Origin of the sequence: Akkermansia sp. 54_46 (assembly GCF_001917295.1) — a bacterium.
In the GTDB taxonomy this organism is placed as follows: domain Bacteria; phylum Verrucomicrobiota; class Verrucomicrobiia; order Verrucomicrobiales; family Akkermansiaceae; genus Akkermansia; species Akkermansia muciniphila.
The window spans coordinates 1-26,303 of the sequence record NZ_MNUD01000033.1; the positions used below are offsets into that span (position 1 = coordinate 1).

General features: G+C 54.7%; 28 protein-coding genes. 18 read left to right on the forward strand and 10 right to left on the reverse strand.

What is annotated here, in order from left to right:
• Positions 1 to 408: hypothetical protein (locus tag BHW66_RS07215; RefSeq protein WP_286688985.1), on the forward strand; the 408-nt coding region annotated here is incomplete at its 5' end.
• 144 nt (positions 409 to 552) lie between these two features.
• Here the strand turns inward: BHW66_RS07215 and BHW66_RS07220 are convergent.
• The 3 genes from BHW66_RS07220 to BHW66_RS07230 all read right to left on the reverse strand — a co-directional run bounded on the left by BHW66_RS07220 (position 553) and on the right by BHW66_RS07230 (position 1,948).
• The gene (locus BHW66_RS07220) at positions 553 to 885 is read right to left on the reverse strand and encodes a PEP-CTERM sorting domain-containing protein (protein WP_286688986.1); all 333 of its coding nucleotides are present in this window, start codon (positions 883 to 885) and stop codon (positions 553 to 555) included.
• A 545-nt stretch (positions 886 to 1,430) separates the two neighbouring features.
• Positions 1,431 to 1,748, reverse strand: a complete 318-nt coding sequence (locus BHW66_RS07225) for a hypothetical protein (RefSeq protein ID WP_102732478.1) — start codon at positions 1,746 to 1,748, stop codon at positions 1,431 to 1,433.
• Complete coding sequence (locus tag BHW66_RS07230; RefSeq protein ID WP_022197112.1) at positions 1,745 to 1,948, reverse strand: hypothetical protein; 204 nt, start codon at positions 1,946 to 1,948, stop codon at positions 1,745 to 1,747. Before BHW66_RS07230 ends, BHW66_RS07225 begins: the two co-directional genes overlap by 4 nt.
• 247 nt (positions 1,949 to 2,195) lie before the next feature.
• Here BHW66_RS07230 and lepA point away from each other — a divergent pair, with 247 nt between their 5' ends.
• The 7 genes from lepA (at position 2,196) to BHW66_RS07265 (ending at position 12,089) form a co-directional block, all read left to right on the forward strand.
• Positions 2,196 to 3,995 (forward strand): translation elongation factor 4, encoded by a 1,800-nt coding sequence (gene lepA / locus BHW66_RS07235; protein ID WP_012420077.1) that lies wholly within the window; start codon positions 2,196 to 2,198, stop codon positions 3,993 to 3,995.
• Between the two features lie 369 nt (positions 3,996 to 4,364).
• Positions 4,365 to 5,648 (forward strand): thioredoxin fold domain-containing protein, encoded by a 1,284-nt coding sequence (locus BHW66_RS07240; RefSeq protein ID WP_046434503.1) that lies wholly within the window; start codon positions 4,365 to 4,367, stop codon positions 5,646 to 5,648.
• Between the two features lie 232 nt (positions 5,649 to 5,880).
• On the forward strand, positions 5,881 to 7,626 hold the full coding sequence (locus BHW66_RS07245; protein ID WP_102738513.1) for a sulfatase: 1,746 nt from the start codon (positions 5,881 to 5,883) through the stop codon (positions 7,624 to 7,626).
• Between the two features lie 113 nt (positions 7,627 to 7,739).
• Complete coding sequence (locus BHW66_RS07250; RefSeq protein ID WP_253822234.1) at positions 7,740 to 9,296, forward strand: beta-N-acetylhexosaminidase; 1,557 nt, start codon at positions 7,740 to 7,742, stop codon at positions 9,294 to 9,296.
• 121 nt (positions 9,297 to 9,417) lie between these two features.
• Positions 9,418 to 10,833: a cysteine--tRNA ligase gene (gene cysS, locus BHW66_RS07255; RefSeq protein WP_046434499.1), complete on the forward strand. Its 1,416-nt coding sequence runs from the start codon at positions 9,418 to 9,420 to the stop codon at positions 10,831 to 10,833.
• Between the two features lie 4 nt (positions 10,834 to 10,837).
• Positions 10,838 to 11,170, forward strand: coding sequence for a cupin domain-containing protein (locus BHW66_RS07260; protein ID WP_046434497.1), 333 nt, complete (start codon positions 10,838 to 10,840; stop codon positions 11,168 to 11,170).
• A gap of 4 nt (positions 11,171 to 11,174) precedes the next feature.
• Positions 11,175 to 12,089 (forward strand): DMT family transporter, encoded by a 915-nt coding sequence (locus tag BHW66_RS07265; RefSeq protein WP_046434495.1) that lies wholly within the window; start codon positions 11,175 to 11,177, stop codon positions 12,087 to 12,089.
• Between the two features lie 192 nt (positions 12,090 to 12,281).
• On the opposite strand, the gene BHW66_RS07270 is transcribed toward BHW66_RS07265, so the two are convergent.
• On the reverse strand, positions 12,282 to 14,276 hold the full coding sequence (locus tag BHW66_RS07270) for an ABC-F family ATP-binding cassette domain-containing protein (protein ID WP_046434493.1): 1,995 nt from the start codon (positions 14,274 to 14,276) through the stop codon (positions 12,282 to 12,284).
• Between the two features lie 80 nt (positions 14,277 to 14,356).
• Entirely contained in the window at positions 14,357 to 14,860 is a 504-nt protein-coding gene (locus BHW66_RS07275) for a peptidylprolyl isomerase (protein ID WP_022197469.1), read from the reverse strand.
• A gap of 202 nt (positions 14,861 to 15,062) precedes the next feature.
• On the opposite strand from BHW66_RS07275, the gene BHW66_RS07280 reads away from it, so the two are divergent.
• The 10 genes from BHW66_RS07280 to BHW66_RS07325 all read left to right on the forward strand — a co-directional run bounded on the left by BHW66_RS07280 (position 15,063) and on the right by BHW66_RS07325 (position 23,328).
• The gene (locus tag BHW66_RS07280) at positions 15,063 to 15,836 is read left to right on the forward strand and encodes an Hsp33 family molecular chaperone HslO (RefSeq protein ID WP_022197470.1); all 774 of its coding nucleotides are present in this window, start codon (positions 15,063 to 15,065) and stop codon (positions 15,834 to 15,836) included.
• A 117-nt stretch (positions 15,837 to 15,953) separates the two neighbouring features.
• Positions 15,954 to 16,523 carry a hypothetical protein gene (locus tag BHW66_RS07285; protein WP_031930698.1) on the forward strand — a complete coding sequence of 190 codons (570 nt, stop codon included), beginning with the start codon at positions 15,954 to 15,956 and terminating at the stop codon, positions 16,521 to 16,523.
• Positions 16,520 to 17,593: a hypothetical protein gene (locus BHW66_RS07290; protein ID WP_046434490.1), complete on the forward strand. Its 1,074-nt coding sequence runs from the start codon at positions 16,520 to 16,522 to the stop codon at positions 17,591 to 17,593. The genes BHW66_RS07285 and BHW66_RS07290 overlap by 4 nt, the downstream gene beginning before the upstream one ends.
• Positions 17,590 to 18,555, forward strand: coding sequence for a GDSL-type esterase/lipase family protein (locus BHW66_RS07295; RefSeq protein WP_102758841.1), 966 nt, complete (start codon positions 17,590 to 17,592; stop codon positions 18,553 to 18,555). The genes BHW66_RS07290 and BHW66_RS07295 overlap by 4 nt, the downstream gene beginning before the upstream one ends.
• Before the next feature lie 67 nt (positions 18,556 to 18,622).
• Positions 18,623 to 19,030, forward strand: a complete 408-nt coding sequence (locus BHW66_RS07300) for a hypothetical protein (RefSeq protein ID WP_046434488.1) — start codon at positions 18,623 to 18,625, stop codon at positions 19,028 to 19,030.
• A 409-nt stretch (positions 19,031 to 19,439) separates the two neighbouring features.
• The gene (locus BHW66_RS07305) at positions 19,440 to 19,976 is read left to right on the forward strand and encodes a PA14 domain-containing protein (RefSeq protein WP_286688987.1); all 537 of its coding nucleotides are present in this window, start codon (positions 19,440 to 19,442) and stop codon (positions 19,974 to 19,976) included.
• 137 nt (positions 19,977 to 20,113) lie between these two features.
• Positions 20,114 to 21,490 (forward strand): hypothetical protein, encoded by a 1,377-nt coding sequence (locus BHW66_RS07310; RefSeq protein WP_286688988.1) that lies wholly within the window; start codon positions 20,114 to 20,116, stop codon positions 21,488 to 21,490.
• Between the two features lie 194 nt (positions 21,491 to 21,684).
• Positions 21,685 to 22,290 carry a MarC family protein gene (locus tag BHW66_RS07315; protein ID WP_012420059.1) on the forward strand — a complete coding sequence of 202 codons (606 nt, stop codon included), beginning with the start codon at positions 21,685 to 21,687 and terminating at the stop codon, positions 22,288 to 22,290.
• 16 nt (positions 22,291 to 22,306) lie between these two features.
• A complete protein-coding gene (locus tag BHW66_RS07320; RefSeq protein ID WP_046434480.1) occupies positions 22,307 to 23,011 on the forward strand; it encodes an alpha/beta fold hydrolase in 705 nt (234 codons plus the stop codon).
• Positions 23,008 to 23,328 carry a DUF3820 family protein gene (locus BHW66_RS07325; RefSeq protein ID WP_012420057.1) on the forward strand — a complete coding sequence of 107 codons (321 nt, stop codon included), beginning with the start codon at positions 23,008 to 23,010 and terminating at the stop codon, positions 23,326 to 23,328. The genes BHW66_RS07320 and BHW66_RS07325 overlap by 4 nt, the downstream gene beginning before the upstream one ends.
• 17 nt (positions 23,329 to 23,345) lie before the next feature.
• Here the strand turns inward: BHW66_RS07325 and BHW66_RS07330 are convergent, their stop codons facing one another.
• From BHW66_RS07330 to BHW66_RS07350, 5 genes are read right to left on the reverse strand one after another with little or no spacing between them, the layout of a single operon-like run.
• Positions 23,346 to 23,699: a hypothetical protein gene (locus tag BHW66_RS07330; protein WP_046434477.1), complete on the reverse strand. Its 354-nt coding sequence runs from the start codon at positions 23,697 to 23,699 to the stop codon at positions 23,346 to 23,348.
• Positions 23,696 to 23,926 carry a hypothetical protein gene (locus BHW66_RS07335; RefSeq protein ID WP_012420055.1) on the reverse strand — a complete coding sequence of 77 codons (231 nt, stop codon included), beginning with the start codon at positions 23,924 to 23,926 and terminating at the stop codon, positions 23,696 to 23,698. The genes BHW66_RS07330 and BHW66_RS07335 overlap by 4 nt, the downstream gene beginning before the upstream one ends.
• Before the next feature lie 14 nt (positions 23,927 to 23,940).
• Positions 23,941 to 24,537 carry a DUF2589 domain-containing protein gene (locus tag BHW66_RS07340; protein WP_012420054.1) on the reverse strand — a complete coding sequence of 199 codons (597 nt, stop codon included), beginning with the start codon at positions 24,535 to 24,537 and terminating at the stop codon, positions 23,941 to 23,943.
• 6 nt (positions 24,538 to 24,543) lie between these two features.
• The gene (locus BHW66_RS07345) at positions 24,544 to 25,350 is read right to left on the reverse strand and encodes a hypothetical protein (RefSeq protein WP_046434476.1); all 807 of its coding nucleotides are present in this window, start codon (positions 25,348 to 25,350) and stop codon (positions 24,544 to 24,546) included.
• Between the two features lie 38 nt (positions 25,351 to 25,388).
• Positions 25,389 to 26,228 carry a DUF2589 domain-containing protein gene (locus tag BHW66_RS07350; RefSeq protein WP_012420052.1) on the reverse strand — a complete coding sequence of 280 codons (840 nt, stop codon included), beginning with the start codon at positions 26,226 to 26,228 and terminating at the stop codon, positions 25,389 to 25,391.
• Positions 26,229 to 26,303: the final 75 nt, after the last annotated feature.

A 26,303-nucleotide genomic window follows, 5' to 3' on the forward strand; every position in this document is an offset into this window, starting at 1 on the left:
AAGCGTCGGCTACCGCTACGACTTCTAAAAGAAAGAAAACCCAAGGAGAAGGCACCCCACCCACCCCCGAAAAGCCTTCCTCCTGGCCCTCCAGAGCCGTTCCGGAATAATTCCGGAACGGCTCTGAGTTTTTGTTTATCGGAAGATTATTCCTTTGGCCTGTTTCCAAAAAGGATGATTAATTCAAATGACGTTTTACAAGAACAAACGGCCAAGATATCAACATTTCTGTTGCGGAAACCATTGTATCCGGCAGATGATCAATTAGGAAACAATTTCTCATTCATTTCCAGAGGAAACCTGCTCTGTAAAAAAATTTCCAGAAACAAAGATAACATCCGGATGAAGAACAAAAACATCCCGGCCTCTCTATTTGGAAGAATAAACCTGAAGCATGGCGAAAAATAATTTTCCGGGCAGTTTTTCTTTCCATAGCCGGGAATACTCGATTCCCGGTACATTGCATTCTGTTATCCCCCTCCAGTAAAAATAAAAAAGACGGCCTCCATGCGGAGACCGTCCTATGATTAATTTGTCTGCCGGCAGGATGCCTTAAGACCGGCGACGGCGCATCATCAGGGCGGCCAGTCCCAGCAGTCCCAGGGAAGCCGTGGCAGGTTCCGGCACTGAAGCCAATTCTCCCGTCATGGAAGCCGTGAATGTAGAATCATTACCCCTTCCCTGATTTGACTCAACGAATACATAAACGTTTTCAGAAGTCAGTTTGTTTCCGGAAAGATCTGCCGTCACAGTAATCGTGCCGGACGTCGCCTGCGACTCTACCGCCTGCCAGCCATTTTCCGTCTGGTAGGCCAGATAAACCCGATAAGTGCCGCCGGTGGAGGTAGCCAAATCCACTGTGAATGTCAGAGAAGAATAAAGCATCAGCAGAATACCCCGCAGCATCCAGGGAAACTTTGAGGCCTACGCCGGAACCGCCATATCCCCGTCTATTGGTATAGGTCACCGTTACAGAACCGTCTTCGCTCCCAACAGCGCTTTTAAAATAACTTGAGGTTTCAGAAGATGTATTGGCTTTAGATCCGCACCATCCGGAAGAATTCGCCAACCACTCATTCAAGTGATTCGCCATGGCGGAAGGATCGCCACGGTAGGCTTGGAAGGAAGAATTAACATCGCTTCCTGAATCATACCCTGACAGATCAATCTGGACGGTTGCGGCCGTTGCGGAAAGAGCGGCAGCCCCCAGCAATACAATTGTGGTTCCCAGTATTTTTTCCATCGTTTACTAATGTTAGTAACTATAAAACGGAGATAGCGGATTTTGAATCCGAATTTATCGATAAAATATTTATTGTTAAAAAATTACAATAAATAATATATCAAAAATTATAGATAGAATATCGGTAAGAACAAAATATTGATTTCTATAATTTTCTTACCACCAATTTTTTTTATTGATACCGGATTCAAAATCCTATTTGTTGAAGAATCAACGTCTCCCATCCGATCCGATTTTTCAAGACAGACGGGGTCATTAACAAATTCAAAACAGTTGTGCTGACGTTTCCCCTGTAAACAAATCGAAGTCCGTTAAAAAAGAATCCGCGGATTCCACTGGCACCAACAAACCCGTTAACATTGCAAATACCGGTATCAAGAAGAATGACGCCGCTATGAACGGCGCATTCCTTCCGCAACCTCAGGGAATGAATGCCGCTGCCGGTGCGCAGGATGCTCTGCTCTTTCGGCCATCCTGGCCGTGAAGCCGAAACGGCAGGCATCATTCATTGTCCATGAAATAGGCCTGCAAAATACAAATGATATGCAGGACAATAGGAACGAGTGCAAAGATGAACCAATACAGGAGGCCGTAAGCCGCACCTACCACCAGGAACCAGAGAATGGCCTGGACAAAGTGGCCCTTGTACAACTGGCCGAGGCCGGGAATAAATAGGCTTAAAATGGCTGCTAAAAAAGATTTCATATGCTGGCTTGGTAAGAAATGGCCGCACGGGAAAAGGTTCGCGTGCCTGTACCAGTTGAGAGCCTTCCTTCTTCCCTCACGTTCAATCTCCCGGCGCAGCCCCTGTCATGAATGACGGTTTTCCCGGAGCGAATGAAGCCGACGCGGCAGGGAACGGGAGGCAGTCATGTTCAAGTCTTGACCGCCGCATGGGCTATGTTACCCTCCCCGCGCACAGGGCACTCATGTTAGAAGGGTAGAGACCACCATGTCCATTGAACTGACTCGCAATTTCTCCATTATCGCTCACATCGACCACGGAAAGACCACCCTTTCCGACCGGCTGCTGGAAAAGACGAATACCATTTCCGAACGGGAGAAGCAGGATCAGCTTCTGGACGCCATGGATCTGGAGCGGGAAAAGGGCATCACCATCAAGTCCCACCCCGTTACCATTTTCTACAAGGCCGGGGACGGAAAGACTTACAAGCTCAATCTTCTGGATACGCCGGGCCATGTGGATTTCTCCTATGAAGTGTCCCGTTCCCTGGCGGCATGCGAGGGAGCCCTTCTTATTGTGGACGCGGCCCAGGGAGTGGAAGCCCAGACACTTGCCAACATGCACCTGGCCATGGATCTGAACCTGGCCATTATCCCCGTCATCAATAAGATTGACCTTCCCAGTGCCAACCTGCCCAAAGTATACCGCCAGCTGGAGGACATCGTCTGCATCCCCCATGAGGAAGCCATCCATGCCTCCGCCAAGATGGGCATCGGCATTGATGATATTCTGGAAGCCGTTGTTCAGCGCATCCCTCCGCCTGAAACGGAACAGGACGGCCTTCTGCGCGCCCTGGTGTTCGATTCCGTTTACGACGCCTACCGCGGCGTAGTCTCCTATGTGCGCGTCATTTCCGGCAGCGTGCACCGCGGCATGAAAGTCAAACTTTTCGCAACGGACGAAGTGTATGAAGTGAAGGAAGTGGGTATCTTCACCCCCAAAATGACCCGAACGGATTCCCTGGAAGCCGGCGACGTAGGCTACATCATCGCCAACATGAAATCCGCGGCTGATGTCAAGATCGGGGACACGTATACGGATTACATGCGCCCCTGCCCATCCCCCCTGCCCGGTTTCAAGGAAATCCGCCCCATGGTCTTTTCCGGCATTTATCCGGTGGATTCCTCCGATTTTGAAGCCCTGAAAGCGGCCATGGCGAAGCTTCAGATTAATGACGCCGCTTTCTCCTTCCAGGCGGAATCTTCCGTAGCTCTGGGCTTCGGGTTCCGTTGCGGCTTCCTTGGCCTGCTCCATATGGAAATCATCCAGGAGCGTCTGCGCCGGGAATTCAACATGGATATCATCTCCACCTACCCCTCCGTGATTTATGAGGTCACCAAGACCAATGGAGAGGAAATCAATGTGGACAATCCCAGCCTGCTCCCGGAACCGCAGGAAATTCAGGAAATCCGGGAACCTATCGTCAAGGTGTTCATTATGCTTCCTGGGGAATACATCGGGGATATCATGCAACTTGTCCTGGAAAAACGCGGCAGCGTGGACAATACGGAGACCATTGACGATATGCGCGTAATGCTCACCTGCACCGTCCCTCTGGCGGAAATTCTGGTGGATTTCAACGACAAGCTCAAATCCATGACGCGAGGCTACGGCTCCATGGATTATGAATACGCCGGCTATCAGGCCGCCAAGCTCATTAAAATGGACATGCTCATCGCCGGGGAACCGGTGGATGCCTTCTCCATGATTGTTCACCAGGACAAGGCAGCCTCCCGCGGCAGGGAACTGGCGGAACGCCTGAAAAACGTCATTCCCCGCCAGCTCTTCACCGTCGCCATTCAGGCCTGCATTGGCGGAAAGATTATTGCCCGGGAAAGCATCTCCCCCATGCGCAAGGACGTGACGGCCAAATGCTACGGCGGGGACGTCACCCGCAAGCGCAAACTTCTGGAAAAGCAGAAGGAAGGCAAAAAGCGCATGAAGGCCATCGGAAAAATCAACATTCCGCAGGAAGCGTTCATCAAGGTGCTGAAAACGGGGGATTAACCCATTTTCTTCCCGGCTTTATATCGTTTTTCCGTTTGAATATGGGAAAACAGTTTATTTGCAGGGAGAATATATTGGCTATTTTGGAAAACAGGGTATTACTCGCGTTTTAATCGGCAGATTTCCTTCCCATTACTCTGATGATAGAGAGTATAACAAGGAACTGTTTCTGTTTTCCCGGGTTCTCGCGGCCTGCGTTTTGGTGAGCATTCATGCCCCGGCTAAATGAGCCACTTCACGTGGTCCTTCTTCCGTAGCAAACATTCGTTCAAAAGCGCCAGAAACAGCCTTTCCATCAGGATTCAATGGATGAAAATGGACCATGAGACACTTCCTGCACTACTTCCCCAACCATTCCCGGGAGGAGGAATGCTACATCAGGCTGCCGGCTACCGGGAAAAGGAGGAAATCGACGAGCTGATCTACCGGACCGTGGGCCGCGTTCCGGAGTCCGAATTCCTGTTCAGGAGAAACCGGGGCAAACGGTACGAAAAGAAGCTGCGCACCGGCAGGGCGAGCCACATCAACGACCGCTACATGCACCCCCCTGGATATCGCCATACGGGACCGGAAGCAGAAGGAACAGGAAGCCAAGAAATACTGAAACCGCTGCGACCGTTGAACAATTCCCGGTTGCGTATTTTTCCCTGTTATGCTATCAGGTCAGTCATGAGTCTGCCCCGGCTGTCCATGTTCCTGTTTGCGTCCGCGGCTCTCTGTTCCTGCGTGGGAACCTCTCCGGAACAGGAAGAACCGAAGGTAAAAAAAAGCCTTTCGGAATACATGCAGGATAACAAGACCAATTCCATCGCCAATGTGCCGACGGGGCTGTTGAGCACTACCCCGAATCAGCAACAGGCCACCCATCTTACCGCCACCACACAGGAGGAAATGACCAGGGCAGACAGCGGGGCCGTCTATTACACGGACGCTCATGACCCGGACGCCCCCATCCCCGGGCTGGAAGAAGCTTTCGCCCAGCGTAAGGAAAACGAACGCTGGATCCAAAGCTATCCCACCGCCCTCCGGGAAGCCCAGAGTACCGGAAAACCCATTCTCATCTGGTTCCACCATTCCGTGGGCAGCCCTCCCAGCAAAAAGCTGGGGGCAGAACTCCTCCATACGAAGGAATTTGAAGACTGGGCGAAAAGGAATGTCGTCCGCGTCTGTTACGACCAGGCGGAAAAATTTGAAAGCGAACCTGTTTACAGGAAGCGCCAGAAGATGCTGGAGTATGTGAAAAAGGCTCCCTCCCTGTTTGGCGTGAGAGGAACGCCCGTGCTTCTGGTCATGTCTCCGGACGGCTCCAAAGTGGATACGTTGCGCGGTTATTATACCGGACAAAACGCCCTTTATTTTGACCAGATCAAGAACAGCGTCAAACTGGCGAAGCAGCAATATGAAGAGTTTAAAAAAACGCTGATTCCCAAAGGCTACCGGGTCTGGACAGGAGTCAACGGAAATACCGTCTTCGCCAAACTTTCCCGTTATTCGGAAAAGACCCAGACCCTCTGGCTTCAGGAGCTGGACGGACACCAGAGCAGAACATCCCTGAAAAAGCTCAGCCTTGAAGATAGAACATGGCTCCTGGAACAGAAAGAATCCCATGAAAACAACGGCCGGAACAAGCGCTCCGGCCCACGTGGCACCTGAACGGCTTTTCCCCTGCCGTCCGGCTGCGGAACGGTTTATTCATGGGCTTCCGCTCCATCCCCATTTTTGTATTGAAATATGAAACTGATGTTTTATTTTTCCTAAAACTCTCTTCCAGCATTTTTTCTTTCGGGGATGTGGTCTTTTCCGTACCGGCAGGAATGCCCTTGCGGACAAATTCCGCCGCTTCCCCCCTCTCCAACCATTGCCTGTTTAATTCATGATTTTAACAATGAACCGTCATGCCGCCACCGCCCTGATGCTTGCGGCCTGTCCCCTGTCCGCTTCCGCGGACCAGCCTCAAAAGCAGACGCCGGACCAGCGCCCCAACATCGTGGTCATTGTCACCGACGACCATTCCTACCAGACCCTGGGCACCTGTGAAAAGGATTCTCCCATGCCTTATCCAAACTTCCGCAAACTGGCGGACGAAGGCATGGTCTTTGACCGGAGCTACTGCGCCAACTCCCTGTGCGGACCTTCGCGGGCTTGTATCTACACTGGCCGCCACTCCCATATGAACGGGTACCTCTTCAACGAACATGCGGCTCCCTTTGACGGTTCCCAGCCCACTTTCCCGAAAATGCTCCAAAAGGCCGGTTACCAGACGGCCATTGTCGGCAAGTGGCACCTGGAAGCCATCCCGCCGGGCGCCAAGGGAGATACGTCCAAATATGAATCCGACCCCACCGGATTCGATTACTGGGAAATTTTCCCCGGCCAGGGCAACTATTTCAATCCGGATTTCATCACTCCCGGCAAGGACGGCAAACGCGTGGTGAAAACGGAACCCGGCTATGCCACGGAACTGGTCACGCAAAAAAGCCTCAAATGGCTGGACCAGAGGGACAAGGACAAACCCTTCATGCTCGTCGTGGGTCACAAGGCACCCCACCGTTGCTGGTGCCCCTCCATTCAGAATCTGGGCCGCGCCAAACAGTATGCGGACGCCATTGACCCGCCCGCCAATCTGGAAGACGATTTTGCAGACCGCCCGGAATTCCTGAAAATGACGGAACAAACCCTGCTCAACCATTTCAACGTATGGTCTGACGAGCACCTGATCAAGGAGGTGGTCCCGGAAGACATCCAGAAAATGCTTTCCTGCCCGGAATCCAAGACCCTGCATACTCAGTATGACTGGGAAATGCCGGAATGGGTGCGCATGGACCCGCAGCAGAAGGAAGCCTGGTACAACTACCACAAGGCCCGTACTGTACAGCTTGTCAAAGATATTAAAAACGGGAAAATCAAAACGCAGCGCGACATTTTGCTGCGCCGCTGGCGCCATTATATGGAAGACTATCTGGGCACCGTTCTTTCCGTGGACGAAAGCATCGGCCAGATCATGGACTATCTGAAACAGAACGGCCTGGACAGGAATACGCTGGTGCTCTACTGCGGAGACCAGGGATTCTACATGGGCGAACACGGCCTGTACGACAAGCGCTGGATTTTTGAAGAATCCTTCCGCATGCCCCTCATCATGAGATGGCCTGGCCACATCAGGCCGGGCGTGCGCTCCTCCGCCATGGTGCAGGAACTGGATTATGCTCCCACTTTCTGCGACGTGGCCGGGGTAAATACCAAGGAAAATATGAATACCTTCCAGGGCCGCAGCCTCACTCCCCTGTTCAAGACCGGAGAACATCAGGATTTCAAAAACCGTTCTCTTTACTACGCTTTTTACGAAAATCCGGGTGAACACAACGCTCCGCGCCATGACGGCCTGCGCACGGACCGCTACACGCTGTCCTATATCTGGACCAGCGACGAATGGATGCTCTTTGACAACCAGAAGGACCCGGCCCAAATGCACAACGTCATCAACAAACCGGAATATGCGGAAACCGTGAAAGAACTCAAAACCCTGTACGGCAAGCTCCGCAAAGACTACCAGGTACCGGAAGGCTTCCCCGGGGCCACCGGCAAACTGGCCGTCAAGCCGCAGTGGGACTGCGCTCCCTCCAGAGATTGACGCCGCCATTCACCGTTCCTCCCGAAACACGGTTGTCCGGAACACGCCATTGACGACGGAGGGACAGGGTTTAAATCCTCACACAAACAACAACCATTACTATACGGCGCCGCATGAAATCAATTTTGCTAGCCGCAGCGTTCCTGGGTTCCCTCTGCTGGGCCGGAACCAATCCCTACAACATTATTCCGGAGCCCGTCAACGTGACGACAACTTCCGGAACTACCAAAAACCTCAAAATCATCCATGAGCAAAAAGTCGCCGGACTGGGCAATGAAGGGTATGCCATGAAACTGACGCCCGGCGGCGTGGAACTCCGTTATACCACGCCCAACGGGAAGGCCATGGCCATGGCGACCCTGTTCCAGCTCCAGGACCAGCTTTCGGATACTCCTGAGGGCCTTCCCTGCGGCAGCATCCAGGATTCCCCCGACTTCGGCTGGCGCGGCATGATGGTAGACGTAGGCCGCTACCACTATCCCATGAAGGAGATCTACAATTTTGTGGACGCCATGCATTATTACAAATACAACGTCCTGCATCTCCATCTGACGGAAGACCAGGGCTGGCGTCTCCCCGTGCCGGGCTACGACAAGCTCCGCACCATCGGCGCCGTCCGCCCTTCCGCTCCGGAAAACCAGAACAATTCCCTGCTGGCCAATGAAGGCATGTATACCAAAAAGGAACTCCAGGACCTGGTAGCCTACTGCAAAGCGCGCGGTATCCAGGTGCTGCCGGAAGTGGAAATGCCGGGCCACAATATGGCCCTGGCCGCGTCCTATCCCGAATTCTGCTGCAACACCAAACGGGCCCAGGTATGGACGCACGGCGGCGTTTCCTCCAAGCTGATTTGCCCGCAGAAACCGGCCACCAAAAAGTTTCTTAAGGATACCTTCAATACCGTCCAGCAGATATTCCCTTTCCCGTACATCCACATCGGCGGTGACGAATGCCCCATGGGAGACTGGAAGAAATGCCCGGACTGCCAGGCCGCCCGAGCCAAAAAGGGCCAGGGGGATAATGTGGAAGTCCAGATGAGCGATTTCACGAAAAGCCTGACGGCCATACTCTCCAAGCACCGGAAAAAGCCCATCCTTTGGTATGACATCAACAAGAGCTATTACCACAAGGGGGAAACCGTCATGTCCTGGCTGCCGGGAGAATTCCCGCGTTGCATTGATAAGACGAAGGAACAGGGCATCGACCTCATCGTCACCCCCCAGTTCAAGTACTACCTGGCGCGTACCCAGATGAAATTCCCGGCGGACGACGTGCGCGCCCGGCCCGGCGGAGCTCCCATCCTGCTGAAAGACTGCTACAACTTCGATCCCCGCAACGGACGGGACAAGAATGACGTCAAGCACATCAAGGGAATCAACCTCTGCATGTGGGCGGAATGGATTCCCTCCGGCGAATTGCTGATGTACATGACCTACCCCCGCGCCATGGCTGTTTCCGAAACCGCGTGGGGCAGCCACAAGAACCGTCCAAGCCTGGAAGAGTTTGAAAAGAAAATGGAAACCCACAAGAAACATTTCCAGAAGCGTTTCGGCTATACTCTGGAACGCACTGTGGAAAACAAACCCTACCGGGAAAAATTCATCACCCAGGAGGAAATCGAACGTATTAACGAGAATTATAAAAAGGGCCAGCAAAACGCGGACAAATAGCGTTTCCTTTTCTCTCGCCATCCTCTGATTTCTTCAAAGCCGGGGACGCGGACAACCGCGGATCCCCGGCTTTCTTTTCCCGCTTGACCGGAAAGCCCTCTTCCCTTCTAATCGTTCCGCCATGTTACACCTTTACGATACCCGCACCAGAACGGCCCAGGCCATTTCCCCCATGGATGGAAAAACACTGCGCTTTTACTGTTGCGGCCCCACGGTGTACGGCCCGGCCCACATCGGCAATTTCCGCACTTTCGTGATGCAGGACGTCTTCCGCCGCGTCCTGGAGCTGGGGGGGGTTCCCACCACGCACATTCGCAATCTGACGGATGTGGATGACAAAACCATCCGGGATTCTCAAAAAGCCGGCGTTTCCCTGGCGGAATTCACCGCAGGCTGGGCGGACCTGTTCCACCGGGACTGCGCCGCCCTTAATTGCCTGCCTCCCCATGCGGAACCCTCCGCCGTGGGCCATATTCCCGAACAGATACGGATGGTCCAAACATTGGTGGAAAAGGGCCATGCCTATGTCTCGGAAGACGGTTCCGTGTATTTCAGAATTTCCTCCTTCCCGGAATACGGAAGGCTTTCCCACCTGGACGAACGTGAACTGGATTTAGGAAAAACCGCCAATACCCGGTCCAACGCAGACGAATATGAAAAGGATTCCGTGGCAGACTTCGTGCTGTGGAAGAGCCGCAGGCCGGAAGACGGCGACAACTTCTGGACCTCTCCCTGGGGAGAAGGACGCCCCGGATGGCATCTGGAATGCTCCGCCATGATCCATAAATACTTCGGCAATGACTTTGATCTCCATTCCGGCGGCGTGGATCTGGTATTCCCCCACCATGAAAACGAAGTGGCCCAGTCCCGCTGCGCCTGCGGAGGCGGCTTCGCGCGCCTGTGGTTCCACATCACGCACCTTCTGGTGGACGGCGGCAAGATGTCCAAATCCCTGGGCAACATGTATACGCTGGCGGATTTGGACAAACTGGGCCACAAGCCGTCCGCGGTCCGGTACGTACTGGCGGGGGGCTATTACCGCCGTCCGTTGAACTTTACCCTTTCCTCGCTGGAAGACGCTAAAGCCGCGCTGAACCGCCTGGCCAAATTCGACACGCAGCTCAGGAACGCCTCCGGAACGGATTCCGTTCCCTCCTATGAGGAATTCTGCGCGGCATTCCCGAAATTGGGAATTTTCCAGCCGGCATGGGACAGCCTGAACGATGACCTGAACACTCCGGAAGCCCTGGGCCATGTTTTCAGCGCCATCAAAAAGGCGGATATCCCCTCCCTTTCACCGGAGGAGGCGCTCCGCCTGCGGAATGCCTTCCATTTTATCCTGGCCGCCTTCGGCATTATTCTTCCAGAGGAGGAACGGGAGGAAGCCCCGGAAAAAGTTCGCATCCTGGCGGATCAGCGCTGGCAGGCCAAACAGAACCGGGACTGGACGGAAGCCGACCGTCTGAGGGCGGAAGTGGCAGCGCTGGGCTGGGTCATCAAAGACCGCAAAGACGGATACGACCTGGCACGCAAATAAACGAATGGACGCCTTTTCTCCCATTCCCGATCATACGGGCTTCAAGGCCAGGAACCTGTTTGCGGACGGGCAGCAAATCCTGAAAGGCGGAGCTTTCGCCAAAATAGCCCCCGGCGGCGGCGGCCCCCTTTCCCCGCACCGCCATGCCCACGCTCATTTATTCATTGTCACCCGTGGAACGGTCTCTGTCATGCTTGACGGAAAAGAAAGAACGGTTCACGAGTACGAATCCCAGCTCGTTCCCGGCGGCGTTCTGCACGCCGTCTGGAACAAAAATCAGGAACCGGCGGAAATTCTGGGCCTGACGCTGGAAACGCCCCCTTCACCCGCACCATGATGCAATGAGTTCCCGCCAGCGTACCCTGGGCCATGCAGCCGCCCTCATGACCATTCTCATCTGGGGAACGACTTTCGTCTCCACCAAGGTGCTTTTGCGGGATTTCACACCCGTCACGGTACTCTTCACCCGCTTTGTAATAGGATATGCTTTTCTCTGGTGCCTGAAACCGCGGTTTCTTCCATTCTCCGGTTGGAAAAAGGAATTCCTGTTCGCCGGAGCGGGATTGACCGGGGTTACCCTGTACTTCCTGCTGGAAAACATCGCCCTGACCTATACCTTTGCCTCCAATGTGGGGATTATCGTGGCAGTGGTTCCTTTCTTCACAGCCCTTCTGGCTCATTTCCTGCTGAAGGGGGAAGGCTTTTCCCGCCGTTTCTTCCTGGGTTTTGCCGCCGCCTTTACGGGTATCTTCCTCATCATGGCAAACGGAGCCTTCGTGCTGGAACTGAATCCGGCGGGAGACATCCTGGCTCTGGGAGCGGCCTTTGTCTGGGCGGCGTATTCCATTCTGATGAAAAAAATCGGCGTCAACACGTCCAACATGATCATCTGCACGCGCCGCATTTTTTTCTATGGCATCGCGCTGATGATCCCCGCCCTGTGGGTCCTTCCGGCAAATATGGACTGGCGTCTGATGGCAAAACCCGTCAATGCCGTTAACCTGCTGTATCTGGGCCTGTTCGCTTCCGCACTGTGCTTCCTGACCTGGAACCGCGTGGTGGAAATTCTGGGAGCCGTCAAGTCCAGCGTTTACATTTACATGGTACCGGTCGTAGCCGTGGTGGCCTCAGCCATCATTCTGGGGGAACGCCTGACCTGGATATCCCTGGCGGGGATCCTGCTTACCCTGTTCGGCGTCACGATTTCAGAGTACAGGAAAAAAACACGGAAAAGCGGGAAGAAAAGGCCATCCTGAAAGAAATCTGATTTTTCCCGTTCCGGTTCTCAATATCTTCCCCCCTTGCAGGGAAATGGACGGAAGCCGCTTTCAGGACATGCCAGGCTTATGATTTCCCGCAACGGACAAACATTCATTTATCACGTTGCGGAAAAGCTTGTCTCCGGATTAGATATCCGGCAACAACAAAGTTTCCTAAAGAAAATCCCCTCAGCTCCCGGAAACGCTTCTTTCCGCCTCTTCTTGAATGCGCGCTTCCGTCTCTTCAATCTTTTCCGAAAGATCTGCCCATTGCGTAAAACAGGTTTCCAGCTGCCGGTCCGTCTGCTGAAAACGGGAGGTAAGCTCCATGACGGCTTCCGTATCAGCCGCCACTTCCGGACGCTCCAATTGAGAAGTAATTTCCGTCTTTTCCGTTTCCAGCCGCGCTATTTCTTCTTCCAGCAGCTCCAGTTTCTCCTGAAGCGGACGTAGCAGGCGCGTCTTCTTCTGACGGATTTCCGCCTCCATGCGCCTGCGTGCCTTGCGATCCAATCCGGCGCCCGGTTCCGCCGCTCCGGAGGGGGGTGAGGCGGCTGCGGCAGCCAGGGCCTGCTCCCTCTCCACCTTTTCCAAATAATCAGAAACATTGCCCAGGTAAACGCGCGGTTTCTCTCCCGGTACAAATTCCAGCACTTTCGTCACGATGGGATCCAAAAAACTGCGGTTGTGGGAAACGATGCAGTAGGAACCCGGATATTCGGACAGAGCCTTTTGAAGCACCTGCTGGGACTGGATGTCCAGATGATTGGTCGGTTCATCCAGAATCAGGAAATTGGCCGGATGCAAAAGCATGCACACCAGCGCCACGCGGGAGCGCTCGCCTCCGGAAAGCACGCCAACGCGCTTGTGTACGTCATCCCCCCGGAACAGGAAACAGCCAAGCAGATTCCGGACCATGGGCGCAGATTCCCGCGTGGCGGCAGCTTCCACGCATTCCAGAATCGTTTTATCCGGATCCAGATCATCAGCATGCGTCTGGGAGAAAAAAGCTACCTGCGTATGGCGTCCCATGGTCACGCTGCCGGAACTGGGGGCCTCTCCGCCGGAAATAAGGCGGGAAAATGTGGATTTCCCCGCCCCGTTTACTCCTACAATGGCAATGCGGTCCCCCTTGACGATTTCAAAATCCACATTCTCAAAAACGGAAACGGAACCATAATGTTTGGAAACCTTTTCCAGCCTGACCACAGAATGGGCGCCAGCGGGAGGAGCAGGAAAGTGAAAGTTCATGACGGCATCATCCTCTTCCACCTCAATCAGTTCCACTTTTTCCAACTGCTTGATGCGGGACTGAACCAGAGAAGCCTTGGTGGCTTTATAACGGAAACGGTCGATAAATTCCTTCGTTTTGGCAATCTCCCGGTCCTGAGCCTTTTTCTGGCGCAGCAGAATTTCCTTCCGCAGCACGCTTTCTTTCAGAAAATAGGAAAAATTGCCCGCGTACTCCTCCGCCCGGCCGTGGTAAAAAGCAATCGTACGGGAAACCAGAGCATCCAGAAGCGCCACATCATGGGAAATAAGGATGATAGCGCCCCGGTAGGAGCGCAGATATTGTTCCATCCACCGTTGGGACTGGATGTCCAAATGGTTGGTAGGTTCGTCCAGAAGCAGCACTTCAGGCTCCCGGAGCAGCAGTTTGGCTAATGCGATGCGCATTTGCCAGCCGCCGGAAAATTCTCCGCAATCCCGGTCAAAATCCCTGTCTTTGAATCCCAGTCCGCGCAGGATGGATTCCGTCCGGGGACGCAGCCGGGCGGAATTATGGGCATGCAGCACCAGTTCCAGTTCCCCGATTTCATTGAGAACTTCAGAGTAGGCGGCGGAACGGGGATCCAGCCCCGCCATTTCCCGCGTCAGGACATCAATGCGCTCCTGAAGATCCATCAGGTCCGCAAAGGCGGACATGGCTTCATCAATCAGCCTGCGCCCTCGGATATGAATTCCTTCCTGGGGCAGATAACCCACCTGGGAATGCCTGGATTTGATAATGGAGCCGGAATCCGGTTCATTCAAACCGGCGATGCACTTCATCAGCGTGGATTTCCCCGCGCCGTTATGGCCCGCGAGGGCAATTCTTTCCCCATCCTCCACTGTAAAGGAAAGGTCATTGAACAGGACGCGCGCGCCATACTGCACACGCAGGTTTTGAACAGACAGAACCATGTACTGAAAAAGCAGAGAGAGGAAAACAGCGGAACGGGCGCCCCCGCGCCGCGCTCCGCCGAGTGAATGCCGGAATGAGGTTATTTACCAAGCGCCTTGTTCCACGCGGCAATGCGGTCGGCCTGTTCCGCAAACAGATCATCCGCATTATCTTCAATCGTAATGCCGGAGATGGTGTCTCCCTGCTTAATGGAATCCACCACGCTCTGGCCTTCCGTCACCTTGCCGAAGACGGTGTGCTTACCATTCAGCCAGTCGGTGGGCACATGGGTGATGAAGAATTGGGAACCGTTGGTGCCGGGGCCCGCGTTCGCCATGGAAAGAACGCCGGGGCCGTCATGCCTGAGGTCCGGGCGGCACTCGTCCTCAAACCTGTAGCCAGGGCCCCCCATGCCTGTACCGGTGGGGTCGCCGCCCTGAATCATGAAATCCGGAATCACGCGGTGAAACTTGAGCCCGTCATAAAACCCCCTAGACGCCAGATTCAGAAAGGAAGCCGCCGTCACGGGCGTCTTGGAAGCAAACACCGTCAGCCTGATGTCGCCCTTGGAAGTATGGATGGTGATATTCTTGTCAGTTGCCATGGGTGCATGTTAAACGCGCAAAAAGGCATGGTAAAGGCTTATTGCGTACAGTCTCCGGGCCCCTCCGTTATTTCCCGCCCGTTTCTCCGCCGCACCTTTCCCTGCCGGGAAAAAGAATACTGCCGCACCTGCCTGTCATGATGGTTCCTAATGACAGGAGGAACGGTTGATTTTCCACAAAGGAAGACCGAATTTGAATGACATGAGCGAAGAACTGGTAGAAGAATTCATTACGGTTGAATCCATCTTTGTCCGCGGACGCAATTGCCTGGCGCTCAGGTCAAAATTTTCTCCCCTGTTTACGGACTACTACCTTCACCTCATGCAGTACGGCCTGCGCAACGAAGAACTCTGCGACAGCCTGCTGAAAGAACTCATGGCCTATTTCACCCTCTATATGGTCGCACGGCCCTGGGCGGAGCAGCATGCCTGGACAGTCAATCTCCGGACGCCTGCCGTCGCCAATCTGTTTGTCACCGGTTCTTCCCTGACGGAATCCGTAGTGGGGCGCGTCTTCACACAGGACATTAAGGAACCTGAAGAAAACACGCTGTATTCCACCCTGCTCCGCAAGGGGTTTGAACCGCAATACTCCGTCGTACCCATTCCGGGAACGTCTCCGGCCCGGTGGGTGGAGGAATTCTACAGGCAAAGCGAACAGAGAAACGCCCGCTGCATTGAGCTCCCGGATGAATGCTACACCATGGTGACGGCCCAGCCTGACGCGGATGAAGAATGGCTTGCTTCCCTCACCCGGGAGAAAATGGCCCATCTGGAAGAAGATGAAAATACCCGAGTGCTGGAAACGCGCCGGTTCCGCTTTTACTGCGGCTGCACGCTGGACCGCATCCTGCCCACGCTCAAGACCCTTCAGGACAACAAGGAAGACCTGTTCCAGGGAGAAGAGGAGCTGGAAGTCACGTGCCCCAGATGCGCCGCCATTTACCGTGTCACGAAAGAAAATCTGGAAGATTGAGACATACATGATTTCTTTCTGACAATTAGTCTTTTCGGCAACGAACTTCGTGCTTAAACTTTCCTTGTGCCGACTTGTCCGAAGTGTTTACATAATTTCCACCGCGGGGCGGAATCATTGTGCCCTCACTGCGGTTTTTCCCTGGAAAACCTGGACAAAAAATACGGCAAAGACGCCATACCCTACCGCCGCGTATGCGACAACGCCGGCGCTCTCCGGCAGCAGGACCGCATGAGGCTGAATGCCCTGCTGGAGAAACTGGAACGCCGCATCCCCCCCGTTCTCCTGTCCGTCTATTTCCCCAACATCCTGGAGCCCTTTTCCCTTATTCCGCACAGTTTCTGGACGATGAACCACCTGACGGTGGATGAGGCCGGCTTCCCTAACCATCAGGGACCGCTGGATCCCCAGTGGCTCCTGGTTCTGGTGCTGGACGTGCGCACGGACACGGCCTGCTTCATGTGGGGCTATGAACTGGACCCTTATGTAGAGCCGGACCTGATCAACAAATCCATCATGAAAGCCCGCATTCCCCTGCGGGAAAGCATGCTGCTCCAGGCTGCGGGGGCCATCATGAAAAACGCCGTCCAGCTCGTAGCCAGGAAAGCGCGCTCCAAAGTCAGGCATCCCATGCGCTACGGATTAACGCCTCCCACCCCCGAGGACCGGAAAGGAGGAGGCGCATGACCCCCCTTTTGTTCCCATGCCTGCTGGCGGCGGCCATCTTTCCGGCTCCCGCCCAGGAATTACCCGCCCAGGAATTACCCGCCCTGAAATGGACCAACCACGACCAGCAATCCCTGATGAGAGGCGCGTGGTGGAATGCCAACCCTCCCTTGCTGCCCCCTGTGGATGCGGCAGCGGCTCCCTCCGACCCCATGCCGGAACCCGCCGCCAATGCAGACTCCCCCGCCGTGGATCCCATTCCGGAGGACTTTACGGACGTCAATGAATATTTCCTGCCGGACTACATCCGCACCTCCACAGGCCTGATTGACCCCCAGAAGCTTCTCGCGGAAGTGGAAAGCAATGACGTCATCGAACTTATCAAGCTCATCAAATCCCGCTACAATGTCAACCTGTTCGTCAGCATCTTCGCGGCCGGACAGAAAGTCCCCCCTTCCGTCAATGCTCCCACCATCGCCCGCCAGATATTCAGGAACAAGGAGCGCAACCTGCTGCTCCATTTCCACATGGGGGATATTAAAAGCGCCCAGATCGCACTGGATCCGGAGCTGAGCTCCCAGCTTAGGGATGCGGGACGGAGGGATCTCCTGTACCAGGTGAAGCAGGACGCCTCCCGATTCACCAATCCGCAGGACGAGCTCATTGAGGCCATGATTTCCCTGGCAAGAAGAACAGAGGCGGACATGGCATCCGCCCCCAGGCCCACCCTTCCCGCACTGGAGCCTGACAACCCTGCCAGCATCCCGGAAGCCAACATCACCATCCAGGAACCGGAGGAAACGCAAGAATCCTCCCTCCATGCCATGATGAAAGCCTGGATGACTTTCGCCCTGGCCAATGTAGCCGGCATCATCCTGCACATCTCCGCACTGGCGGCCATAGTGGTGCTCTGGCTGGTCTGGAAAAACAAGAGAGTGGTGCATCTGCTGCCGTCAGAGCCGGACAAGCGCCTGGGCGCTCCCCACGGCGCCTCCCAGAGCCGCCCCGTGAACTACTGCATGCAGGACAGCCGCGGGCCGAACTCCATCGGACGCAGGCAAATGCGCCAGCACATGCGCGACGTCTCATGATAGAATCATCCCCACCCCCCGGAATCCGCGCCTCCCTGAATGAGGCGGGAGAACTGGTACTTACCGCGGTGAACGCTCCGCCGGAAGCCGTCATCCGAATGGACGTGAATGCGGGCTCTCCCCGCATGCTCTGCACGCAGGGCCGCTATCTGGCTCCGGTGCAGGCCCCGCCCGGCGCACGCATCCGCTTCCGCCTGTTCCGGGGAAAGCGCGGCATTACAGCCCCGGAAACCTTCATCATGCCCGGACCTCCTCCCGCCCGGGCCGTACCCTCCACGCTGATTCCCTGCACCCAGGACCGGGACTTCATGATTTACGACTGGGCATCCCGGCATGAAGCCGCGTGCCGCATCGTGCGCGAAACACACCCGGACCTCCTCTTCATCGGAGACTCCATCACGCATTTCTGGGGAGGTGCGCCCGTGGATGAACCGCACCGGGACATTTTGCAAAAATCCCCGGAAACATGGAACCTGTGCACGGCGGGAATGCGGGCGGTCAATCTGGGGTTCGGCTACGACCGGGTGGAAAACGCCTTGTGGCGGCTCCGCCACGGAGAACTGGACGGTGCGGAAGACAATGCCGTTTGCGTGGTGCTCCTGGGCACGAACAACCTTGCGGAAAACACGGACGGGGAAATCCTGGAAGGCATTCGTGCCGTCTGCCGGGAAATCACCGGCAAACTGGCAAAAGCCGTCATCATCCTCCAGGGATTTTACCCGCGCAACAGCGCCCGGGAAGGTACGGCGGAACGCATTGCCGGCATCAATCTCCTCCTGAACCGCCTGGCCGCGGAAGAAAATTTCATTTATACGGAACCGGGACGCGTCATGGCTAATAGCGACGGATACGTCCCGGAAGAGCTTTCCAGCGACGGACTGCACCCTTCTGCGGCCGGTTACGCACGCATCGCCGCCGTGCTGGCCCCCGTCATCAGACAGGCGTCAGAACGGAAAAAATGACGCCGGCAAGAAACCGGACCCATCTTCCGGTGTTTTTCTTCATAGAACCCTCAGCGGAACCATAACCATGAACGAACAGGACGATACAAAACTCTGGCAGATTCTGGGACATGCCTCCCAACCTGCGCCGGGGGACGATTTTGCCCGCAAGGTCATGATGCGTATTGAAAGGGAAGAATGCACTCCCGCCGTTCCGGTGGAATCCATTCATCACTTCAAGCGGCATTCCTTCCGCATTTGGGGAGCTGCTGCGGCGGCCCTGGTGGCTGCCGTCATCGGCATTGCAGCCCTGATGGAACCCTCTGCCCCGGAAACGGTGCCCCTTTCCATCGCTACCCTGAATATTGACGATGTGCTGGTGGAAGAAGCCGGGCTGGCTCTGGGGCAGGAAAACCTGGTAGACGCCCTCTGCGTACTGTCCTCCACGGAAACAGGCGTCATCTCCTCGGACAACATCCAGGACCTTCTTCTGTAACTCCGGGAACGGAAATACCATCCAATGCCCGTCCGGCGTCACAAGCCTCCGTGCCGGGCGTTTCCGTATTATTTTTCCCGACTGCCTTGAATCCGTATTTCAGAAACCCCGCTTTTTCCGAAAACGGAAATGTAAAGAGTCTGTATCCCGGAGGGGCAACTCATCCGGCAGGAGGAACGGGGCTACCAGCCCCTGTAGGGTCTAGCTTAATTCATACACAAGCGTAGCGATACGTTCCAAACTATTAACATATATATGGCTGGTGCTGAATGGCATCCGCCATTTTTATTGGAGATAATCGGGGATTTTTCTTTCATCACGTCCGGGACGTGTTGTTGTTCTTTTTGGAATTCCTTATGTTCATTTGAGAGCTAAATGGTTAGTTCTCAAACAGGAAACGATCAGGAACATGAATAATTATATACCACTGAACAAGGCGGTCGGTCCGAAGCTTATCTGCGACGGGGAGCAGGCTCTCATCCCTCAGAAACTCGGAGTTGACGCGATGGAGTTCAACTTTGACGGTTCGGCGTGCGAGCACGCCACTTGCGCCGGAGCGCCGGAAATGTTCATCAAGGTCGAGGAAGACGGCCTGTACTATTTCGGCGTGGAAGCCGACGACACAGGCAGCCTGACGATTGCCGGTGAGCAAGCTATAAAAAAGGATGGGACACCACCCAACGGCAAGCTGAATATTGAAACCGATTCCAGGTACCTGAAAGCGGGCTATTACAAGGTGGCTCTGTCGTGGACCAACAACGCCTACACCCCCGTCAGCAACAACGCTGCCGCGTTCAACGTCACGATGGACAGGGAACCCATTCAGGCAGGGAAGTATGAAGGCAACTCGACGATGAAGCATTTGAATTTGAGAAACCGGAACCTGTTACCACGGAAGAAGAAGGTAATAGTCAGACAAAAAACACGCCTGTTAACATCGTTGTAACGGTTTGTAAGGATGAAACTGAGAATGTATGGAGGTGTCGCGTTGTTTCTGCTTCTGGTGGCGCTACGGTAGTTGTTCGTACCGGGTCGTTCATTGATGCCCTTCTTACACCTCCCACCAATGAAGAGGACTGCATTATGGCGGTTAACGATTTGAACGGATACCAGAGCGGTGAAGGTCTTGGGATATGGCACACGGCGGAAGCTTCTCTCGCCCACGAAGAACACCACCGCCGTCAATGGGAAGATGCCTACAAATTCTACTGGAAACATTTGAAATTGCAGGAAAAATTGGAAGAGAAAACTCTTTCCTGCGATAAAGTTAAGGATATGGAAACCGCCATAGCTGCGATGGATCTGACAGCCGTAAATGCTAGCATTAACTTTATGACAGAGGTTATCGCTTACATAAAAAAATTGCCGGATAACCCAGGTGACAGACCTTACTGTGCCGGACAAAAGGTCCTGAATAACACTACCCGCAAGCTTATCAGGGTAGCCGAAATCAAGGGATGGAGCAAAGTACCCACAAATGTAACAGAACCCGGTATTATTGAGCCGCCCTGTTTCTTGCCTCCGGTTAACGAAGGTAAAACCCGCAGTATGGCAATTGCAGAGGTATCGACACCTCTTCAGCTCTCCATTGTGGACACTGCCAATTTCATGAAGGGCGAAATTACAGTCTCCTTCCGCAACGAAGGAAACGAGCCTGTCCGGATTCCGGACGAAATCAACGACGAAACAGCCGATTACTTTTTCGTGACTGTATTGAGGACGGAACGGGGAGATGTCCGCATCCTGAACAGGGAAATTGGCACCATGACCTTCCAGCGACCCTTGAACTACCGGGAACTGGCCCCCGGCCGGGAATACAGCGTCACGATTCCGGTATGCCTGGATGAAGTCGATCTGGAAGGCTGGAAACAATGTTCTTGTGAACTCGAAACGCGCTACTATAATCAGCAGGGTAAGGATTGTTTCCTGGGGATGGCTGCGGCATGGGGGGACATGGCCGACAACGGAGTGGAATGTTCCGTGGTGATGGAAAAGACCCGGTTTGACACAAGAGAGACGTTCCCTGACTTCAAGCTGGTGTTCACGAACAAGGGCGAAAAGACCGTGCGCCTGTTCGACGACTTTTATCCCCTGAAGGATCATAGCCCTAATATCCACATCGAAATATGGCGAAAGGAAGGCGAGAAAAGAATTGGGTGTATAGGGAGCGTAATAAGCGATGGAAAGAAGCCTTTAGCTTGGTATAGTCCCCTGTATACAGTTGAACGTCTACCGTTTTCCATACGTTTCATTACGTTGCAGCCGGGAGAAAAGCATGAAGTTCCCATCCAGGAAGCTTATTTGTTGCTGACGTATTTAGAGCACCTTCGCAATAACAAGAGGTACGAGCTTGAAGTCAGATTCAAGGATGGATTTGCGAACCCCGGTGTTCGAAGGGAGTATGTAGGGAAAGCAGATTTTGAAACATCGAGCCGGTCTCCCGAAGGAGCCTTGCCTTAATAGCTTTTCTGTTTTATTAAAAAGCTATGGTCTCCTACGCAAAGTTTCCCCAGAATTCCTCAAATCGCTTTCCAGGCATAAAGGCCCGGCTCCTGCGCTGGTGAAGAAAATAGCAATCCGGGCAGAGAAAATTTCCACTGCTGGCGGTTCCCTTTGACGTACACGCCCGTATCGTTTACAACGGGGCATATCCCATGCAGGACTTCCTTTCCACTGTTATTCTTCTGTTCATCGTCATCGACCCGGTGGGTCTGGCGCCCATGATCCAGGGAATGCTGAAAAAATACTCGCCCGCCCAGCAGAAGGCTATTCTGACACGGGAGCTTGTATTTGCGTTGAGCCTGCTGCTCCTTTTCTTCTTTTCCGGAAAATTCCTGCTGAACCTGCTGGGGCTGGAACCTTCCACCCTGAGCATTTCCGGAGGCATCCTGCTGTTTCTCGTAGCGCTGGGCATGGTCTTCCCCGCCAAGGATATGCTTTCTTCTTCCGGACGAGCGGACGGAAAAGACGAACCCTTCATTGTTCCCATCGCCATGCCCCTGATGGCCGGCCCCTCTTCCCTGTCCATCATTATGCTGCACGCCTCCCAGACTCCGGACAGCATTTCCCAGATGACCTATGCCGGGGCCATCGTGACCGCCTGGTTCCTCTCCGGAATGGTGCTTTTCATCGCCCAGAAGTTCCTGCGTCTGCTGGGAGAAAAAGGGACAATCGCCTTGGAACGGATGATGGGCATGGTGCTCATCATGATTTCCGTCCAGATGTTTATGAACGGCCTCGCCGGCTACGGCGTCAAATAGAAAGACGGTTCCGACCATGCTTTGGCTTCTGCACGGCAATCTGGGTTCTCCGGCGGATTGGAAACCCGTCATGGATTTTCTTCGTGCCGGAGGAGTGGAGGCTCGCGCCCTGAACCTCTGGAGGTATCTGGAATGCTGCCCCAAAAGCCTGAAGGATATGGGGCGCGTGCTTTGTTCCGAAATAGCCTCCCAGGATCGTCATCCCCTCATCTGCGGCTATTCCCTGGGGGGCAGGTTGGCCATGCAGGCCGTTTTGGCCCATCCCCCTCTCTGGAAAGGAGCCATATTCGTCAGCGCCAATCCCGGCCTGGAACATGAAGAGGAACGGGCGGCGCGGCGGGCGAAGGATGCGGAATGGGCCGTCCAATGCCTTTCCGCATCTTGGGAAAATTTTTTGAAGGAATGGGATGCCCAGGGCGTATTTGAAGGCAGTCCGCCGCCTCCGGACCGTTCTTCCCTGAAACCGTGGCGCAAATCCATCTCCCGCGCCTTTATTGACTGGTCCGTGGGCGCACAGGAAAACCTGGCCCCGCTTTTGAAGCAATCCCCTGTTCCCCAGCTGTGGATTGCCGGACAGCGCGATGCCAGATTCAGCGCCCTGGCGCGGCGCATGGCAGGAGGGCAAGCCGTCATCATCCCTCATGCCGGCCACCGGCTTCCCCTGGAAACGCCGGAAAGGCTGGCGGAATGCCTGCAACCATTTATTCTGCAAAACCTATGAACGATCCTGAAATACCAGATGCGGAAGATTTGAGAAAACTGGTGGAGGAAATCGCGCAGACCCATATCCCTTTCGGCATGTACGGTCCTGCCAAATACCCGCCCAAGGGATGTCCGCTGATGGACGTCCCCCAGGAATATCTGGCCTGGTTCCAGGCCAAAGGGTTCCCGAAAGGGAAACTGGGCCGTCTGATGGAACAGTGCCTGCTGCTGAAAGGGAACGGGCTGGACTCTCTTTTTGACCCCTTCCGGAAAGCCAACGGCGGGCGGACGAAGAAAAACGCCCGCCGCCGCGTGTGGGATTTTGAAAATGAATGACCTTCCTCTCCGGCAAATCAGGAAGGAGGAACCATCTTCACTTCCAGGCTTGCGCCCCCTTCTTCCTTAACAGCTAGCACGTAAAAAACCCCGTCCTCTTTCTTCCCACGCGTGACCACAATGGTCAGACTGCCGCGGGACAGCCTGACGCCGTCCGCCGGAACGGAAGAGATCCCCAGTTCCGCCAGGAGTTCAAGCGCTTGAATGCCGTCCCTCACACGGATGGTTTTCCCGTCGTCTGCTATCTGCTTCTTTACTTCCTGCCAGGCGGCGGCAAGCTGGCGGGGTTCCCGCTGCCGCATCTCCGCCGGAGACAAGGACGGCAGAACCATGCACAGCACGGCGGACAGGATAATCAACGGTTTCTTCATGACAGGGAGGCGGAGGGAAGCTGCTTGTCTAATGCGTTCTGGAAATTTTCCAGGGCCTGCATGGCATGGCCTGATTCTTTCCGGTCAATGTAAAGCGTCAGGCCGCAATAAGGGCACCTGATGGAGCCGGACAGCAAGTCCGGAATGGTCGTGGGGAAATACACCCCGCATTTGGGGCAGTCAAGGCCCGGAGTACGCTGGTAGGAATAAGTTGTTTTCTGGTCCATATCGTTTCTTTCAATTAATCATTCTTTTCCCGGGAAGGGACATCCTCATAATGCGGCCTGGAAGCCAGCTGGAGAAATTGGGACAGGCCGGAAGGCATGTCAGCCTGCTGCATGGAGACATGGATTTTCATGTTCGCCTGCAGGGAGGAAGAAGCCCCTCTCCCGGACTGCGGAGCCAGGGAAGCCCGAAAATTCAGCCCTTCATCCCGCTCTTTTCCGCCGGGGGACTCCACCTCTCCCCTGTTCAGGGAAAAATGTTCATTCGGCGCGGCGGCTACGGCGTCAATGATATTGATGTCAAAATCAAAATCCGCCTGTTTGATTTGCAGCAGCGGCAGCGTCACCAGGCTGACGAGCGGCACGCTGACCTTCTTTTCCGCGCCGCCGGAAGCGTCGCTGTCCGTAAAATTGAAGCTGATCAACCTCAACGCCCCGGTGGAACCGTCCACAGGATTGTAGGACTCAAAGGCCAGGGACATGAAATGCTTCATGTAGCGTTCCGTGGACATCGCATCCGCGTCAATCGTTGCGACCAGCGGCGCTGAAATCAGCTGCTGCAGGCTCATAATGTGCCCGTTCACCTTGTTATTATTTGTAGAATCACTCATCATCTATCACTATTGCGCGGACAACCCGGAAACATCATTCTGCTCCGCCAGAACGGAGGGAATGGAAGCAGGGGATATATTCAGGCGCAGGGTCTGCACGGCTTCCTCCGGCATCTTTTTCAGCTTGTCCGCCTCTACTTCCACATCCACCACCACACTGCTTTCCTGCCTGGTGAGGACGTACTTTTCCGCCAGAGCGGCCAAGAAAGAGGAAAGGCCTTCCCGGAGATTGGCGCGGCATTCCTGCCTGAGGGGGTCTCCCCGGGTTCCCAGGAACAGGTCCTCCAGCTCCGGATTATCCATGAATTCCCTTTCCGCGACGCCTGCCAGAAGCTCCAGCAGCAATCCCCTGTCCAGCCCGGGTTCCGCCTTCAGGAGCGCGCCCTCATGAGCGGAAACGGCTGCGGAAATTTTCTTCCCCAGGTAGGAGCAGAAATTCTTTTTCCACTGTTCCTCCCTGGCCAGCAGGCTTGAGAAGTCGCTTCTCGCTTCGTCGTCCGGAAGGCTGGAATGCACCACGGCCATCACAATAGAACGGATGGCAAACGCCGGCACGCGCTCTTCCAGTTCCTGCCGGAACAGGCTCCACTGCTCCGTGTCCGCAACCTGTTTCTCCTCCACCCCGGAAGTTCCCGTCACCGCATATTTCAAATCGAATTCCAGGGAGCCTATCTGGGCGCTGGGAAGCGGGAAACCGCACGCACGGCCTCTCTTCCCATACTGGCGCGCCAGTGATGCCGCGTGGCAGTTTGCCGCATGCTGCGCTTCAATAATGTCCTTCAGCAGGGATTCCACGATGAGATTAAGACGGGACATGGCTCTGGAATGGAGGAGAAATCGCTATGGTTCGGTTATCAGGCGCCTACAGCCACCTTCCTCTTGAGTTCTCCAGCGCTCACCGTGCAGTTTCTGGCGTCTTCCCTGGAAAGTGTGTATTCCTTGCCGGAATCCGTTTTCACAATCCTGGCTTCATTCCCCGCACCGTTTTCAAATATTTCCGTCGCTTCGCCTATCCGCAGGGTGATGGCTTCCGGGTCAAACAGCCCCTCCCTGTTTTTGTAGGAGGTTATCAATTTCACGGTTCCGTCGTCCTGGATGGCATGCTGCACGTCCAGGAACCCTTCCGGAGAAACGACGGAAATGCTATTGTTCAGCATCTCCAGCACCTTGGCCATCCCGGCAGGCATACTGTCCTGTCCGGCATGGACGGCTACGTCCATGGTGTATTCCACGCTGTATTTGGAATCCCTGGTCGCAGAGGAGTCCTTTTTGCTGGAATAGCTGGCATTCATGCTGCCGCGCGCCCAAAAGCACCTTGCAGAGGCGGAAACGCTGGTGTCTACGGAACTGGAGGAATTTTCCGTCTCCGTACTGGCGGCGGACGCGCTGATATTCGCCTTGAAATTGATGTCGATGGAGTTAATGGCGATATAGGGAATGGGGACGATGGTCAGAAGGGGAACCGTAATCTGAGCCATGCGGCCGTCCTTGATGAACTGGAAGGAAACGTTCACCGTCTTCTTCTCTTCCCCATCCGCGTACAGGCCCACGTTCTGGATGAATTCCCAGGAAGTCCGGGCCGCCTGGGCCTGTGCTTCCACACAGGCGACCAGGGGACCGCCGATGATGTTGCCGAAAGGCAGCGACTGCAGGGAGGAAGTCGCCGCTTCTGCTGCTGATCTGTCAATTGCCATATATTTAATTTCTATTTCTGGTTTAGATTCATTGATATGCCGCCTTCCGGCGACGTCGTGAATGATGCGGCCATT